This is a genomic window from Aeromonas sp. EU05-FHT14A05 (assembly GCF_058791175.1).
On the sequence record NZ_JBYTDH010000016.1, the window covers coordinates 1 to 14,224 of the forward strand.

At 62.5% G+C, this 14,224-nt stretch carries 13 protein-coding genes and 1 pseudogene; 8 read left to right on the plus strand and 6 right to left on the minus strand.

Annotated features, from left to right (window positions below; genetic code table 11):
* Window positions 1-184: 184 nt before the first annotated feature.
* Entirely contained in the window at window positions 185-517 is a 333-nt protein-coding gene (locus AC3WR3_RS18405; RefSeq protein ID WP_042001328.1) for a cupin domain-containing protein, read from the minus strand.
* Window positions 518-718: 201 nt separating this feature from the next.
* On the opposite strand from AC3WR3_RS18405, the gene AC3WR3_RS18410 reads away from it, so the two are divergent.
* The 5 genes from AC3WR3_RS18410 (at window position 719) to AC3WR3_RS18430 (ending at window position 5,956) form a co-directional block, all read left to right on the plus strand.
* Window positions 719-2,077, plus strand: a complete 1,359-nt coding sequence (locus AC3WR3_RS18410) for an NCS2 family permease (protein ID WP_492292775.1) — start codon at window positions 719-721, stop codon at window positions 2,075-2,077.
* Between the two features lie 230 nt (window positions 2,078-2,307).
* Window positions 2,308-3,378: a dihydroxyacetone kinase subunit DhaK gene (gene dhaK, locus AC3WR3_RS18415; RefSeq protein ID WP_492292777.1), complete on the plus strand. Its 1,071-nt coding sequence runs from the start codon at window positions 2,308-2,310 to the stop codon at window positions 3,376-3,378.
* A 9-nt stretch (window positions 3,379-3,387) separates the two neighbouring features.
* Window positions 3,388-4,017, plus strand: coding sequence for a dihydroxyacetone kinase subunit DhaL (dhaL, locus tag AC3WR3_RS18420; protein ID WP_492292779.1), 630 nt, complete (start codon window positions 3,388-3,390; stop codon window positions 4,015-4,017).
* 1 nt (window position 4,018) lies between these two features.
* Entirely contained in the window at window positions 4,019-4,735 is a 717-nt protein-coding gene (dhaM, locus tag AC3WR3_RS18425) for a dihydroxyacetone kinase phosphoryl donor subunit DhaM (RefSeq protein ID WP_492292781.1), read from the plus strand.
* Between the two features lie 138 nt (window positions 4,736-4,873).
* Window positions 4,874-5,956 carry a glycerol dehydrogenase gene (locus AC3WR3_RS18430; RefSeq protein WP_492292783.1) on the plus strand — a complete coding sequence of 361 codons (1,083 nt, stop codon included), beginning with the start codon at window positions 4,874-4,876 and terminating at the stop codon, window positions 5,954-5,956.
* Window positions 5,957-6,045: 89 nt separating this feature from the next.
* Here the strand turns inward: AC3WR3_RS18430 and dhaR are convergent, their stop codons facing one another.
* A complete protein-coding gene (gene dhaR / locus AC3WR3_RS18435; RefSeq protein WP_492292870.1) occupies window positions 6,046-7,947 on the minus strand; it encodes a dihydroxyacetone kinase operon transcriptional regulator DhaR in 1,902 nt (633 codons plus the stop codon).
* 477 nt (window positions 7,948-8,424) lie between these two features.
* Here dhaR and AC3WR3_RS18440 point away from each other — a divergent pair, with 477 nt between their 5' ends.
* On the plus strand, window positions 8,425-8,997 hold the full coding sequence (locus AC3WR3_RS18440; protein ID WP_492292785.1) for a hypothetical protein: 573 nt from the start codon (window positions 8,425-8,427) through the stop codon (window positions 8,995-8,997).
* A 142-nt stretch (window positions 8,998-9,139) separates the two neighbouring features.
* A complete protein-coding gene (locus AC3WR3_RS18445; protein WP_492292787.1) occupies window positions 9,140-9,721 on the plus strand; it encodes a cold shock domain-containing protein in 582 nt (193 codons plus the stop codon).
* Between the two features lie 247 nt (window positions 9,722-9,968).
* Here the strand turns inward: AC3WR3_RS18445 and AC3WR3_RS18450 are convergent.
* From AC3WR3_RS18450 to AC3WR3_RS18465, 4 genes and pseudogenes are all read right to left on the minus strand, one after another.
* Window positions 9,969-10,193, minus strand: a pseudogene (locus AC3WR3_RS18450) (AI-2E family transporter); the annotation flags it as partial.
* 17 nt (window positions 10,194-10,210) lie between these two features.
* Entirely contained in the window at window positions 10,211-10,915 is a 705-nt protein-coding gene (locus tag AC3WR3_RS18455) for an SDR family oxidoreductase (RefSeq protein ID WP_492292789.1), read from the minus strand.
* A 201-nt stretch (window positions 10,916-11,116) separates the two neighbouring features.
* Window positions 11,117-12,205, minus strand: coding sequence for an AI-2E family transporter YdiK (gene ydiK / locus AC3WR3_RS18460; protein ID WP_202047564.1), 1,089 nt, complete (start codon window positions 12,203-12,205; stop codon window positions 11,117-11,119).
* A 10-nt stretch (window positions 12,206-12,215) separates the two neighbouring features.
* Window positions 12,216-13,595, minus strand: a complete 1,380-nt coding sequence (locus AC3WR3_RS18465; RefSeq protein ID WP_492292791.1) for a bifunctional NUDIX hydrolase/phosphatase PAP2 family protein — start codon at window positions 13,593-13,595, stop codon at window positions 12,216-12,218.
* Window positions 13,596-13,790: 195 nt separating this feature from the next.
* Here AC3WR3_RS18465 and AC3WR3_RS18470 point away from each other — a divergent pair, with 195 nt between their 5' ends.
* A complete protein-coding gene (locus AC3WR3_RS18470; RefSeq protein WP_106885584.1) occupies window positions 13,791-14,168 on the plus strand; it encodes a hypothetical protein in 378 nt (125 codons plus the stop codon).
* The last annotated feature ends 56 nt before the right edge of the window (window positions 14,169-14,224 follow it).

The following is a 14,224-nucleotide window of genomic DNA, read 5'->3' on the forward strand; positions in this document are numbered from 1 at the left end:
AGAATACCGGCCTGTCACGCCGGGGGTCGCGGGTTCGAGTCCCGTCCGCTCCGCCACTAATTTGAAAGGCCTTCCCTCACGGGAAGGCCTTTTTGCTATGCGCCTTCAGCATCTGAGTCCAGGAAGCCCAATCTGTCGATTGGGCTTCTTTCGTTGTGCTTTGCCACTGTGGCGAGGGATTACTCTAGTAGTAGATGCAGAGCCAGACGGTCGTCTCTGTAGGGTGGGTCCACTCCACCCTGTGCTGAAGGTGCGCCGGGATGTTGATGTAATCCCCTGGCCCAAGGTGGACGCGCTCCTGGACCCCGGTATCCGGTGTGATGAAGACCAGGATGGCTTCGCCCTGTATCAGCGCCACCCACTCGTGTTCATCCTGATCGAACCACTCTCCCGTGGGGGTTTGTTGCCCCTGGGAGAGGATGCGCTCGATGCGAAAGTGATTGGTGCTGACCAGGTCGGTGAACACCTCGTTGGGCAGGGGGGAGGGGATCTGGCCAAGCAGGTTGCCTGTGTGCATGGGCTTGTCTCCGGCTGATGGGGGCTAGCTAAGAGTGTAGAAGCTGAAGGGGCGCTTCCCATGTGGAAGTTGAGGCTTCCAATGAGGCTTTAAATGGAAAAGTTCGGGAAAATGGTGCCTGATCCGCTGCAATCTCGCCAAATTCTTGCTATTTTGCGCGCCATTACGCAAACGATTTCCTTCACACATTCAGGATGAGTTATGGCAACGCAAGAAATGACGGCCCGCACCGGCAATAGCGGGTTTCTGGACTCCTATTTCTCCATCACCCAGCGTGGCAGCACTGTCCGCCAGGAGCTGCTGGCCGGTTTGACCACCTTCCTGGCGATGGTCTACAGCATCATAGTGGTGCCGAACATGCTGGGTGCTGCCGGCTTCGAGCAGGGCCCCGTCTTCGTGGCGACCTGCTTGATCGCCGCCTTCGGCTCCCTGCTGATGGGTCTGTGGGCCAAGCTGCCGATGGCCATAGGTTGCGCCATCTCCCTCACCGCCTTTACCGCGTTCAGTCTGGTACTGGGTCAGGGACTGAGCATTCCGGTCGCCCTGGGCGCCATCTTCCTGATGGGGGGGCTGTTTACTCTGATCAGCGTCACCGGCGTGCGCCAGTGGATCCTGGACAACCTCCCCTCCGGCATCGCCCACGGCACCGGCATTGGTATAGGTCTGTTCCTGCTGCTGATCGCCACCAACGGCGTCGGCATGGTGATCAAGAACGAAGGGGCCGGTCTGCCGGTTCAACTGGGTGAAGTGACCTCCTTCCCGGTCATCATGACGGTGCTGGGTCTGGCCGCCATCTTCGGTCTGGAGCGTCGCAAGGTGCCGGGCGGCATCCTGATGGTGATCATCGCCATCTCCATCCTCGGCCTCATCTTCGATCCGAAAGTGACCTGGCAGGGCTTCTTCGCCATGCCGAGCCTGACCGGCGAGAAAGGTTCGCTGGTTGGCAGCATGGATCTGCTGGGCGCCCTCAATCCGGTGGTCATCCCGACCGTGCTGGCGCTGGTGATGACAGCCGTGTTTGACGCCACCGGCACCATACGTGCCGTGGCCGGTCAGGCGGGCCTTATCAACGAGCGTGGCCACATCATCAGCGGCGGCAAGGCCCTGACTGCCGACTCCGTCAGCAGCATGGTCGCTGGCGTGGTGGGTGGTGCTCCGGCTGCCGTCTACATCGAATCTGCCGCAGGCACTGCGGCTGGCGGCAAGACCGGTCTGACCGCTGCGCTGGTCGGCGTGCTGTTCCTGCTGATGATCTTCCTCTCCCCGCTGAGCTACCTGGTGCCGGCTTACGCCACCGCACCGGCGCTGATGTACGTCGGCCTGCTGATGCTGGGCAACGTCACCAAGCTGGACTTCAACGACTCGGTCGATGCCCTGGCAGGCATGCTGTGCGCCGTCTTCATCGTGCTCACCTGCAACATAGTGACCGGCATCATGCTGGGCTTCGTGGCCCTGGTTGTCGGTCGTCTGTTTGCCGCCGAGTGGAAGAAGCTGAACGTCGGCACCGTCATCATCGCCCTCGCGCTGGTGATCTTCTATGCCGGTGGCTGGGCTATCTAAGGCTTCCGGTGATAGTGAAGGGCCCTGCGGGGCCCTTTTTCATGGCTGTGAGGCCGCTAGCAGTTTCTCTCCCGTTTGCCCCGCCAAGTTTCAGATTGAAACGCCAACGCACCTAATCCTGTTTCAAATCCGAACCTAACCTGCTGTCATTTTCCTCCCGATTTATCCCGTTAGACTGGCTCCATCAACCATCTGCCTACCCCGTGTGGTGGCAAGCCAAGGAGTGAGCCATGAAGAAACTGATCAATGCCGTCGATGCCGTGGTCCGTGAACAACTGATGGGGATGGCTGCCGCCCACCCCGAGCTCAAGGTACGCATCGAACCCCACTACATCACCCGCGCCGACGCCCCCGTGATGGGCAAGGTGGCGCTGGTCTCCGGCGGTGGCAGCGGCCACGAGCCGATGCACGGCGGTCTGGTGGGCAAGGGGATGCTGGATGGCGCCTGCCCCGGCGAGATCTTTACCTCCCCGACCCCGGATCAGATGTACGAGTGCGGTCAGGCGGTCGATGGGGGCGCGGGCGTGCTGTTTCTGGTGAAGAACTACACCGGCGATGTACTCAACTTCGAAACCGCGGTCGAGCTGCTGCACGGTGACGGGGTCAAGGTCGGCTTTTCGCTGATCGATGACGACGTAGCGGTCAAAGACAGCCTCTATACCGCCGGTCGCCGTGGCGTTGCCACGACAGTGCTGTGCGAAAAACTGGTGGGGGCCGCAGCCGAAGCGGGCTATGACCTGACCCGCTGCGAGGCGCTGGCCCGCCGCATCAACAACCAGAGCCGCACCATAGGCGTCGCCACCCACGCCTGCACCGTGCCTGCCGCTGGCAAGCCCTCCTTCACTCTGGCCGACAACGAGATGGAGTTCGGCGTGGGCATTCACGGCGAGCCCGGCATCGAGCGCCGCCCCTTCACCGACCTCAATACCCTGGTGGATGACATGTTCAGCGAGCTTGCGGACAACACTCCCTATGGCCGTACTCTGCGTCACTGGGACCGAGCCTCCGGCAGCTGGCAGGAAGAGCACACCTTTATCGAACCGCTCAACAAAGGCGATCGGGTTATCGCGCTGGTCAACAGCCTGGGCGGTACCCCCATCTCCGAGCTCTATGGCGTCTATGGCCGTCTTGCCACCCTGTGCGAAGAGGCGGGCATCCATCTGGTGCGCAACCTGATCGGCCCCTACTGCACCTCTCTCGACATGACCGGCATCTCCATCACCTTGCTCAAGGTGGATGATGAGCTGATGACCCTGTGGGATGCCCCCGTTCACACCCCCGCCCTGCGTCGCGGCTGCTAAGGAGAACCCATGCTAAGCAAACATCAGATCGTCAACTGGCTGCTCGACTGCGAACACATCTTCACCGAGCAGCGCGACTACCTCACCGCGCTGGATACCGACATCGGCGACGGCGACCACGGCCTCAACATGCAGCGCGGCTTTGCCAAGGTGGCCGAGAAGCTGCCCGCGGTGGCAGACAAGGACATCGGTCAGGTGCTGAAAACCACCGGCATGACCTTGCTCTCTTCGGTCGGCGGTGCCAGCGGCCCGCTCTACGGCACCTTCTTTATCCGGGCGGCGGCCAGCAGCGACGCCTGCCAGAGTCTGAGCCTCAGCCAGCTGTGCAAAATGCTGAGCGACGGGGTCGAGGGGATCGTCTCCCGCGGCCGTGCCGAGCCGGGCGACAAGACCATGTGCGACGCCTGGTGGCCGGCGCTGGCCGCCCTGCAACAGGCCCAGCAGCAAGAGCTTTCCCTAAACGATGCGCTGGACAGGGCGGTGGCCGCTGCCGCCGCCGGTACCGAGGCCACCATCCAGATGCAGGCCCGCAAGGGGCGCGCCAGCTATCTTGGCGAGCGCAGCATAGGCCATCAGGATGCCGGGGCCACCTCGACCCTGCTGCTGCTGACCGCCCTGCGTGACAGAGCGAGGTTGTGACATGATCGGAATCGTAGTTGTCTCTCACAGCGCCCAGCTGGCGGCCGGCTTGAAAGCGCTGGCCGACCAGCTGGGCAGCCCGGCGAAACTGTTGCTGGCGGCCGGGGTCGATGACCCCGACCACCCCATCGGCACCGACGCCATCGCCGTGATGAGTGCGATTGAAGAAGCGGACGACGGCAGCGGCGTGCTGGTACTGATGGATCTCGGCAGCGCCCTGCTCAGCGCCGAGACCGCCCTCGAACTGCTGCCCCCGGAGCTGAGTGCTCGGGTGCGGCTCTGCCCCGCCCCGCTGGTCGAGGGCACCCTGGCCGCCGTGGTGGCGGCCGGTTCCGGCCTGACGCTGGATGAGGTAGCCGCCGAGGCACTCGGTGCGCTGGGCCCGAAACAGGCGATGCTGCCAGCCAGTGCGGCGCCGACCGCCACTGAGACAGCCCCCGTTATCGACGATGGCTGGCTGCGCTGCGAGGTAGTGGTGGATAACCCCCACGGCCTGCATGTGCGCCCCGCCGCCCGACTGGTGGCCGCCCTCAAGCCCTTTGCCGCTGAACTCAAGCTGCAAAAGGGGGATAAAGAGGCCAACCCCCGCAGCCTGACCCGGCTCGCCATGCTCAACGTGCGCCAGGGCGACCGGCTCACCCTGCTGGCGCGCGGGGAGGATGCCAACGCCGCCTTGGCCTGCTTCCAGCAGCTGGCTGACGAGCGTTTCGGCGACTGACCTGTCTGCTTCAAGGCGCGGCAGCGGCTTCATCGGCCAGCCGCCGCGCCACTGTTATGCAAGTAAAAGACGAAGGAGTCCCCGGCACAGCCGCCCCTTCGCCCCGATTCTTAATAGATAAAGAGAGAGGGATAGAATATGGACCGCATCATCATCAGCCCCAGCAAATACGTGCAAGGCAACGGGGCCCTCGCCAATATCGGCAACTACGTCAAAGCGCTCGGCAGCAAGCCGCTGATCCTGGCCGACGCCTTCGTCACCAAGCTGGTGGGCGATTCCGTGGCCACCAGCTTCCACGGCGCCGGTATCAAGCCGGAGTTCGACTGCTTCAACGGCGAATGCTCCCGTCCCGAGATCGACCGCCTGCTGGCTCGCTGCAACCAGACCCCGTTTGACGTCATCATCGGCATCGGCGGCGGCAAAACGCTGGATACCGCCAAATCGGTCGCCTTCTACCAGAAGGTGCCGGTGGTCATAGTGCCGACCATCGCCTCCACCGATGCCCCCACCAGCGCGCTGGCGGTCATCTACACCCCACAAGGGCAGTTCAGTGAATACCTGATGATCCCGACCAACCCCGACATGGTCATCATGGATACCGGTGTGGTCTCCCGCGCCCCAGTACGGCTGCTGGTCTCCGGCATGGGGGATGCGCTCTCTACCTACTTCGAGGCGCGCGCCAACAAGGTCTCCGGTTGCCAGACCATGGCCGGTGGCGCCTCCACCCTGGCGGCGCAGGCCATCGCCGAGCTCTGCTACAAGACCCTGCTGGCCGATGGCTACAAGGCCAAGCTGGCGGTGGAGCAGGGGCTCTGCACCAAGGCGGTGGAGAACATCATCGAGGCCAACACCTATCTGAGCGGTATCGGCTTCGAGAGCAGCGGGCTGGCCGCCGCCCACGCCGTCCACAACGGCCTGACCCAGCTCGCCGAGTGTCACCACCTCTACCACGGTGAGAAGGTAGCGTTCGGTACCCTGGTGCAGCTGGTGCTGGAGAACGCGCCGATGACGGAGATCGAGACCGTGCTGGCCTTCTGCCGCTCGATCGGCCTGCCGACCAACCTGCATATGATGGGGGTCAAGGAGCTGGATATGGCGCGCCTGATGGAGGTGGCCAAAGCCTCCACCGCCGAGGGGGAGACCATCCACAACATGCCGTTCAAGGTCACGGCCGAGGATGTGCTGGCGGCCATTGTCACCGCCCACCAGCTGGGGCTGTAACCGCGCCACCGCTGACCTTGTCATATAACACGGCCCCGCATCTGCGGGGCCGTTTCGTTTTCTGCGGGCCTCTTGGCGACGGCTCACCGTCAGCCGTGATAGTCGACGGGATCGATCTCGAGCAGCTTGAGCCGCCGCCAGAGGGTGGTGCGGCTAATGCCAAGATGCTGGGCCATCTGGCTCACCTGTCCCTTGCAGGCATGGGCGCAGCGCAGGATGGCTTGCCGCTCCAGCTCCGCCAGGGTGAGCAGCGGTTGCCCCACCACCTCGTCCGCCACCTGCTGATAGCCGTGACGAATGGCAGCGGGCAGCGCCTCCGGCGGGATCGGCCCCTGACCGGCGTGGAGCAGGGCATGCTCGACGGCGCTGCGCAGCTCCCCCAGATTGCCGGGCCAGGGATAGGCGAGCAGGCAATCGAGGGCCGCCGGGCTGAACTGGCGCACCGGCTCGCGCCCCTGCGCCCCTAGCTGCTGGCTGATAAGGCCCGGCAGATCCGCTGCACGCTCCCGCAGCCCCGGCAGCCACAGCTCGCACGCCTGCAAGGCATAGAGCAGCTGGCGGCCAAACAGCCCCTCCTGCACCCGCTGCTCCAGCGGGGCGCTGCTGGTGGCGATGATCCGCACCTTGAGCGGCAGGATGCGGGCCGAATCGAAGCGCTGGATGCGGCCGGTCTTGAGCAGTTGCAGCAGCGCCGCCTGCATGGGGGCAGAGAGGCACTCCACCTGCTCCAGCACGAGCGTGCCGCCGTGGGCCAGCTCGAACTTGCCCGCCCGCTCCTGCCCCGCCTCGTCGGAGCCCATCAGCTCCAGCGCCATCCGCTCGCTCGGCAGCGCCTGACAGTTGAGGGTAATGAGCGGCCCGGCGGCCCGTTCGCTGCCAAAGTGGATCGCCTCCGCCAGCTGGGCCTTGCCCACCTCCTCCTCGCCGCGCAGCAGGATCGGCCCCTGACTCTGGGCCGCCTGCCGGGCGTAACGCAGCAGCTTGCGCATGGCGCTCGATTCCCCCACCAGCGCCGACAGCTCGGGCACCGTCTGGCGCAACTGGTGGATGGCCCGCAGCCGATCGACCGGGTGCAGCAGGGCGATAAAGCTGACCCCCTCCGGCCCCGGCAGCGGCTTGAGGCTCACCAGCGCATTGATGAACTCCCCCTCCTGAGCGCCGAGCCGCTCCAGCGTCACCTCCACATGACTGAGCGGCGTCTGCCCCTTGATGGCCAGTTGCAAACGCTGGGGCAGCAGCAGGTGCTGCTCCAGGGGCTGGCCGAGACAGAGCGCCGGATCGAGCCGCAGCCGGTGTGCCGCCAGGGCGTTGAGGTAGCGCAGCCGACCCTGCGGATCCCAGGCCAGCACGCCGTCATCCATGCCGTCCAGCAGGGCGTAAAGCTCGCTCAGATGGTGCTGGGACTCCTGCATCAGGGTCTCCATCTGCAGCAGATGGGCCAGCTCGCGCCCGGCGCTGACGGTGAGCGCCAGATCCCCGGCACTCGCCTCTTCCACCTTGCAGAGCAGCGCCATGATGGCGACCTGACGGCCATTGCTGTTGTAGACCGGGCTGGCGCAGCTGTGCCAGGGGTGCAGGGTCTGGTTGAAGTGCTGGGGGCCGCTGACACAGAGCGGCACCCCCTCCAGCGCCGCCAGATTGATGGCATTGGTGCCGATGCGCCCCTCGCTGAAGAAGGCGCCGGGGCCAAACCCCAGGGCTTCGAGTTCTGCCAGCGTGTCGGGATGGCCGGTGCGGGCCAGCAGGCAGCCGCTCTCGTCGGTGAGCAGCAGGGCGCAGGGGCGCCCCTCCATGAATTCGTAGAGATCCTCGAGGGCCATCTCGCCAGTGGTGAGCAACTCCCGCTTGCGCTGACGCAGGCTCTGCAAGGTCTGCCCCTTGGCGCTGTGGGGCGGGTGCCAGAGGGTGGCGCTGGTCTGGTGGGCGCAGCGCAGCCAGGAGGCCTGCAGATAGTCAGGCCAGGGCTGAAGGTGCTGGTGGTCGGATGGCATGGTCACAGCAATATCCGGCAAGATGTGAGTCGACCATTTAACCACTCTTGCCGGCCCGATTCAGTGACCTGCCTCAGAGGGTGGCAAGCCCGCCCCCCTCCTGGTCGCGTTCACCGTCGGTAAACTGCTGGCCGAGCCAGTGGCAGAAGGCGCGGCACTCCGGCATCGCCTCGCACGCCTGCTATGTCACCTCGATCACACACCTGAGCTGTTTTATGAGGAGGAGGCCGGATGGCGCTTTCCATTGCCGCCCCAGAAGTGTATTTTTGCCAGACGGCCAAAAATAGAGCCAAAGGAGAATGTTGAGAGGGTGCGTTCAGCACCAGAGTCCATAGGCACTACAGCGCTTTAAAATGAACTTTTCCGCAGTGTTCAGAGCGAATCGGTGTTATATGGAAGGCTTTATTAACGGATTAGTACCGCCTTCCATATAATCACTGTTATAACTCATTATCAAATCTGAGGATGGGCATTAAGTTGGATTGGAAAACATTCATAGTTGAAATCGTAAAGGCTTCAGCTTGGCCTTTAATTGTCGCATTAATCGCTTTCCAGCTAAAAGATAAAGTATCGGAGCTACTACCTAGAATTAAAAAACTAAAACATAAAGATACGGAATTAGAGTTTGCAGAAGGTGTAAGTAAGCTAGTTCGAGAGCAGGAAGCGGAAGGCAATAATAAACCAGTGAGTTTTGTGACTAACGAGGCTCAGGAACGATATAATTTCTTGTTGAAGTTAGCTGATATTTCTCCTCGTTCAGCGGTGTTAGAAGCATTTCGAGAAATAGAAAACGCATCAGTCTCTACGATATCAAAATTATCAGGTGAAAATTCAGCACATGGTGCTATACCCCCTTCGATTATGCAACGGATGTTGTCCGAGTTAGCATTGACCAAAAATGAAGTCAAAATGTTTAATCAGCTTAGGATGTTGAGAAATAAAGCAGCACATGATAGAGACTTTAATCTTCATGGAATGCCTATCGAGGCTTATATTGATCTTTCCCTAAGCTTGGCTAATAGAATTAGTTTGGCGGGAACTGAGTTATAACAAACGCTTCAAGAGGAACTTCCAACGCGCGGCATTTTTACTGTGCGTTGATTTCAGTAGTTTCAGTGTTATGCGGAAACTTGGTAGTAGCGTTGTCAGCCCCTTAAGCGGGCGTTATGTGCAATAAGAAAAAGGAGATGACGTGCAAGGCACTGTAAAATGGTTCAGCTCAGAGAAGGGTTACGGCTTCATTACGTCTGAAGCCGGAGAAGATCATTACTTCAATGTTCAGAGCATCAATGGCGCATCACTGCCATCAAATGGCGATTCGGTTCAGTTTGAGTCAAAGTCCGGTAATAAAGGCCAGAGAGCAATCAATATCACAATTACTGCGAAAGCATCCTCGCAAAAAACTCGGCCTGCTGATGACAGAATCAACTGCCCAAGTTGTGATAAAAAAATTGTTCCTAGACTCATTACTTATCGAGGTAGCCCAGAAAAGTCGGTTTGCCCCTATTGTGCTGCAACAGTAAAAACTTTCAGTAAGTGCTTCATTGCTACTGCTGTTTATGGCGATCCTTCGTGTTACCAAGTAAGAGAGTTGCGCAAATATAGAGATGAAACGTTATTAAGAAGTGTCTTGGGTAGAGCCTTTGTGAAGACCTACTACAAAGTATCTCCAGCAATAGCCAACTGGTTAATAACTAAACCTGCTTTATCAGGCCAAATACGGGCTGTCCTAAATTTTGCAGTAAATCACATAACAAATACCACCAGCCCGTAGGTTCGATTAGCCGTCAGGCGTAATCGGACGTTCGCGTAAATCCATTCCCCCGCAATAACGGCCACCCGATTTCCCCCTCTGCCAGATGCCGCTGGCTCACGAATACAACCGGGACAGCGGCATCTCGATCGTCCGATTACGCTTCGCCAATCGAACCTGTATGGGACGGTAATAAACCAAAGAGCCGCCCTTATGGGCGGCTCTTGGCATCAGCGATGGATGGCTGATTCGTCTTTTTACTGAATCGTCACTCCGCCTTGGGCGCTTCAACCGCAGCGGTCGCCGGTTGCTCATCTTCCTTGATCCAGGCGTCCAGCAGGGTGTAGCCCACCGCCAGCACCACGGGGCCGATAAACAGGCCGATGATGCCCATCGCCAGCAAGCCGCCGATAACCCCTACCAGAATGAGGATCAGCGGCAGGTCGGCGCCACGCTTGATCAGGAAGGGGCGCAGGATGTTGTCCATGGTGCCGTTCCATGGTACCTCGCTCAGATCCCCGTCATGCCGATCTCGTCGAGCTGGACATGGGCGCCCTGGCGCAGGGTGTAGAGCACGGCCTCGGCCAGATCCTCCACCTGCAACCAGCCGGGCTTGCGATCGCCCGGGCAGGCCGGGGGCGGCACCTGGACCAGCCCGGGGCAGAGGGTATGCACCCGGATGCCCTGATGCTGCACCTCCTCCCGCAGCGCCTTGGCAAACCCCAACACGGCAAATTTGGCGGCGCAGTAGACGCTGGCCCGGGCGTAGCCGTGCCTGGCGGCCTGGGAGGCGATATTGATGACGGTACCATGGTGGCTTGCCAGCATGTCCGGCAGGCAGGCCTGGGTCAGCAGAAAGGTCCCCTTGGCGCAGGTGTCCATGACCCTGTCCCACTCAGACTCCGGCAGATCCTGAACCAGATGGTCGCTGCCCACCCCGCTGTTGTTGACCAGCAGGTCGATGGGACCGAGCCGCTCCCGGGCCTCGGCGTGGCGGGCGCGGACCTGATCGCCGTCGCAGAGATCCAGCGCAAGCGGCAGTACCCTCACCCCGTAGCGGGTGCTGAGTCGCGCCGCCTCCTGCTCCAGCAGTCCCAGGCGGCGCGAGACCAGCACCAGCTCCACCCCCTGGCTGGCCAGGGCTTCGGCGATGGCCAGCCCTATGCCACTGGCGCCACCGCTGATCAGGGCGCGTGTTGCTCTCAGTTCGTTCATCTTGTCTCCTCCTTCAATGGAGCAGCCATTGTGGCGGCAGGGGCCTGGGGATCCCAGGGGAGGGAGGGGGCGGATTCGAACCCTGGTTCGTGTTTTGGCGAGACGATTCGAACTTTGGTTCTATGTGGGCGCGACCGGGCCCAAGCCGTGCAAAAAAAGACGCCGCCCAGTGGGCGGCGTCTTGCTTCTCTTGCGGGCGGGTCACTCCACCGGGGGCGGCACGGGCGCCTCTGCGGCGGGCGTTTGCTCCCCCTCTTTTATCCAGGCATCCAGCAGGGTGTAACCCACCGCCAACACCACGGGGCCGATAAAGAGCCCTATGATCCCCAGCGCCAGCAGGCCGCCGATGACGCCCACCAGGATCAGGATCAGCGGCAGGTCGGCGCCGCGCTTGATGAGGAAGGGGCGCAGGAAGTTGTCCATGGTGCCCGCCAGCAGGGACCAGACCAGCAAGAAGGTGCCCCAGGTGGTATCCCCGCTCCAGTAGAGGTAGGCCACGCTGGCCAGCAGCACGGGGAAGGGGCCTATCTGGGCGACGATCAGCAGGAACATCAGCACCACCAGGATCATGGTGTAGGGAATGCCGGCGATGAGCAGGCCTATCCCGGCCACCGAGGATTGCACCAGGGCGGTCACCACCACCCCCATGGCGACGGCGCGGATGGCCTGGGAGGCGAGCACCACGGCGTTGTCGCCGCGCTGGCCCGCCAGCCGGTGGGCGAAGCGGCGAATGCCGTCGGCGGCTTTTTCCCCGGAGTGGTAGAGCAGGCCGCAGATGGCCACCGTCAGCAGGAAGTGGACGAACAGCAGGCCGAGGTTGCCCGCCTGGGCCGCCAGCCAGCGGGCTGTCTGGCCGAAGTAGGGGGCCAGCTTGGCGAACAGCACCTGACCGCCGCTCGCGAGGATCTGCTGCCAGAACTCGAACAGCTTGTCGCCCACCAGAGGCACCTGTTGCAGCCAGAGCAGCTCGGGGGGCGGGGAGTGGCTCAGCTCGGTGCCGAGATCGATCAGCATGGGTGCCTTCTCCGCCACGTTGGCCAGCGCCATGAACAGGGGGATGACGAACATCAGCAGCAGGATGCAACTCATCAGCAGGGCGGCCAGGGTGCGCTTGCCCCACAGCAGGCGCTGGGCCATCTGCATCAGCGGCCAGGTGGCTATGGTGATCATGGTGGCCCAGACCAGGGCGGGCAGGAAGGGGCGCAGCACCATGAAGCACGAGATGATGAGCAGGCTGAGAAACAGCAGGCCCAGGGTGATCTTGGCCAAATCCACTTTTTTCATATGCATTGCGTTCCCTTTAACGAGGGGTGGGGCGCCGGGATCCGGCGCCAGTATTGATAAAAGACAGCAGCCACCAGAGTGCGGCACTCAGCCAGAACCCCAGGCAGCCATAGAGTAACCCTTTTCCCGCCAGGAGCAGCACAGAGCTGTCGGTGAGCACAGGGAGCACGAACAGCCCCCCGCCGATGAGCAGGCCGCCCGCCAGGGCCAGCAGAGTGGCATGGAGGGCGGGAGCTGGGTGTCGTTCGAGTTGTAGCAGATTACCCGATACCAGTCCCAGGGTGAACATGGCGAGCCCCGCCAGGGCGGTGGACTGGGTCAGCCAGCCCGCCAGGGCGCAGGCCAGCAGCAGGAGAGCCCAGGGGGCTTGGCGCTGCGCCAGTGCCGCCAGGGGGGCGCGCAGTGCCAGCAGCAGGGCGCCGAGACCCAGGCCGGCCGCCACATCCGAGAGGAAGTGCACGCCGAGCCAGATGCGGGCCAGCCCGGCCAGGGCCGCCAGCAGCAGGGCCAGCCCCATGCCCTGCCAGGCTCTGAGGGAGGTCAAGGCGCCGAGCAGCAGGCCCCAGTAGAGCAGGGTCGAGGCGGCGTGGCCGCTCGGCATGCCAAAGCCCTGGGCGCTCCTTTGCCCCAGCATGGGATCGAGGTGGAAGGGCCTGGGCCAGGCTACCCCCTCCTTGAGCAGCTGCACCAGCAGGGTGAGCAGCACCATGGCAAACAGCAGGTTGCGCAGCCTTGGCCAGCCCAGCAGGGGGAGCAAGAAGGGGATCAGGGCCAGCTGGAAGGCCGCCGATCCCAGCAGATTGCCGACCTCAAGCCAGCGCGCGTCTGGCCCCAGCCACTGCTGCAGGCGCTGGATCAGCGGCAGCTCTGCCCTGTGCAGGGCGCTGCCTTCGGGACTGAAGTCCGGCACCCACTGCACCTCGCTCTCGGGCACCTCGGCCAGCCTTGGGGTTATCCAGTCGAGCTGCGTCGGGAAGCGGCGCTGATCATGGGGCAGGCTGGCGGCATCGATCAGCCTGGCGTTGAGAATTTCGCCGCCGAGGTTCGGGGCCTCAAGCAGGGAGACAAAACCCGAGCCGCGCTGGGCCCGGATGGGGGTCAGCGTCTGGCAGGCGAATACCATGGCGCGCTGCCAGCGCCCCAGCTCCCCGGTGATCCGGCCATGGAGCCCCGTCTCCTCGAACAGCTCCCGCAGAGCCGCCTGGGCGGGCGTCTCGCCCCCGTCTATGTAGCCGCCACTCAGGCTGTAGCGATCGGAGATCCTGTCCTGGACCAGCAACAGATCCTGCTGGTGGCGGATCACGCAGGCGGCCGCACCTGGGGGCGCCTCGGCGGCGAACAGGGAGGATGACAGGGAGCCGAGCAGCAGAAGCAGTAAGAGAGCGAGTCTGGGCATGATGGTGCCACTAAGGGAATAGATGGGGACAAGGGTCACAGAAATCAGATACTTGGGCAATGACTTCCGGTAGATGGCCGGTGCAGGCCGGGAGTGTCTCGGCCCAATCTGGGGCGCAAGGATTGCCGTCGGCCCGGGCAGTCCCTAGTATTGGCGGCTATTGTTCTTCTCATTCAACACATCTTGGGGCCTTTCATGCGACAGTTCGGTTTCTTCCTGGGGATTGCCATCGGCGTCATCCTGATACTGTTTGGCAGCATCGTCATCTTCCAGGCCTTGCCTGCCGCACTGGACGTGCTGGAGATGCCGAGCCGCATTCCGTTCGTGCGCGAGGTCTACACCTGGCTGATGACCAGTGCCAATGGCCTCACCAGCCAGCTGGAGCAGAACTTCCTGGAAGCCTTCCAGACAGTGCTCAAGCTGATCCTGCTCATCACCTTCATGTGGGTCTGCGTCAAGCTGGTCAACATGGGGGTGCTGATCATCCGGGCCGGCGTCGACCTCATCCGCACCGCCATCGAGCACAGCGAAGACAAGGTGGCCAAGCCCACCGAGCAGGACCGCCACCTGTAAGGCTCCCCTGCCCATTCGCAGATAAACGACAGGCCATCCTCGGATGGCCTGTTTGC

Bases quoted from the DNA above. Each gene is read 5' to 3' on its own strand.
- AC3WR3_RS18405 (WP_042001328.1), bottom strand. From the start codon at position 517: ATGCACACAGGCAACCTGCTTGGCCAGATCCCCTCCCCCCTGCCCAAC.
- AC3WR3_RS18410 (WP_492292775.1), top strand. From the start codon at position 719: ATGGCAACGCAAGAAATGACGGCCCGCACCGGCAATAGCGGGTTTCTG.
- dhaK (WP_492292777.1), top strand. From the start codon at position 2,308: ATGAAGAAACTGATCAATGCCGTCGATGCCGTGGTCCGTGAACAACTG.
- dhaL (WP_492292779.1), top strand. From the start codon at position 3,388: ATGCTAAGCAAACATCAGATCGTCAACTGGCTGCTCGACTGCGAACAC.
- dhaM (WP_492292781.1), top strand. From the start codon at position 4,019: ATGATCGGAATCGTAGTTGTCTCTCACAGCGCCCAGCTGGCGGCCGGC.
- AC3WR3_RS18430 (WP_492292783.1), top strand. From the start codon at position 4,874: ATGGACCGCATCATCATCAGCCCCAGCAAATACGTGCAAGGCAACGGG.
- dhaR (WP_492292870.1), bottom strand. From the start codon at position 7,947: ATGCCATCCGACCACCAGCACCTTCAGCCCTGGCCTGACTATCTGCAG.
- AC3WR3_RS18455 (WP_492292789.1), bottom strand. From the start codon at position 10,915: ATGAACGAACTGAGAGCAACACGCGCCCTGATCAGCGGTGGCGCCAGT.
- ydiK (WP_202047564.1), bottom strand. From the start codon at position 12,205: ATGCATATGAAAAAAGTGGATTTGGCCAAGATCACCCTGGGCCTGCTG.
- AC3WR3_RS18465 (WP_492292791.1), bottom strand. From the start codon at position 13,595: ATGCCCAGACTCGCTCTCTTACTGCTTCTGCTGCTCGGCTCCCTGTCA.
- AC3WR3_RS18470 (WP_106885584.1), top strand. From the start codon at position 13,791: ATGCGACAGTTCGGTTTCTTCCTGGGGATTGCCATCGGCGTCATCCTG.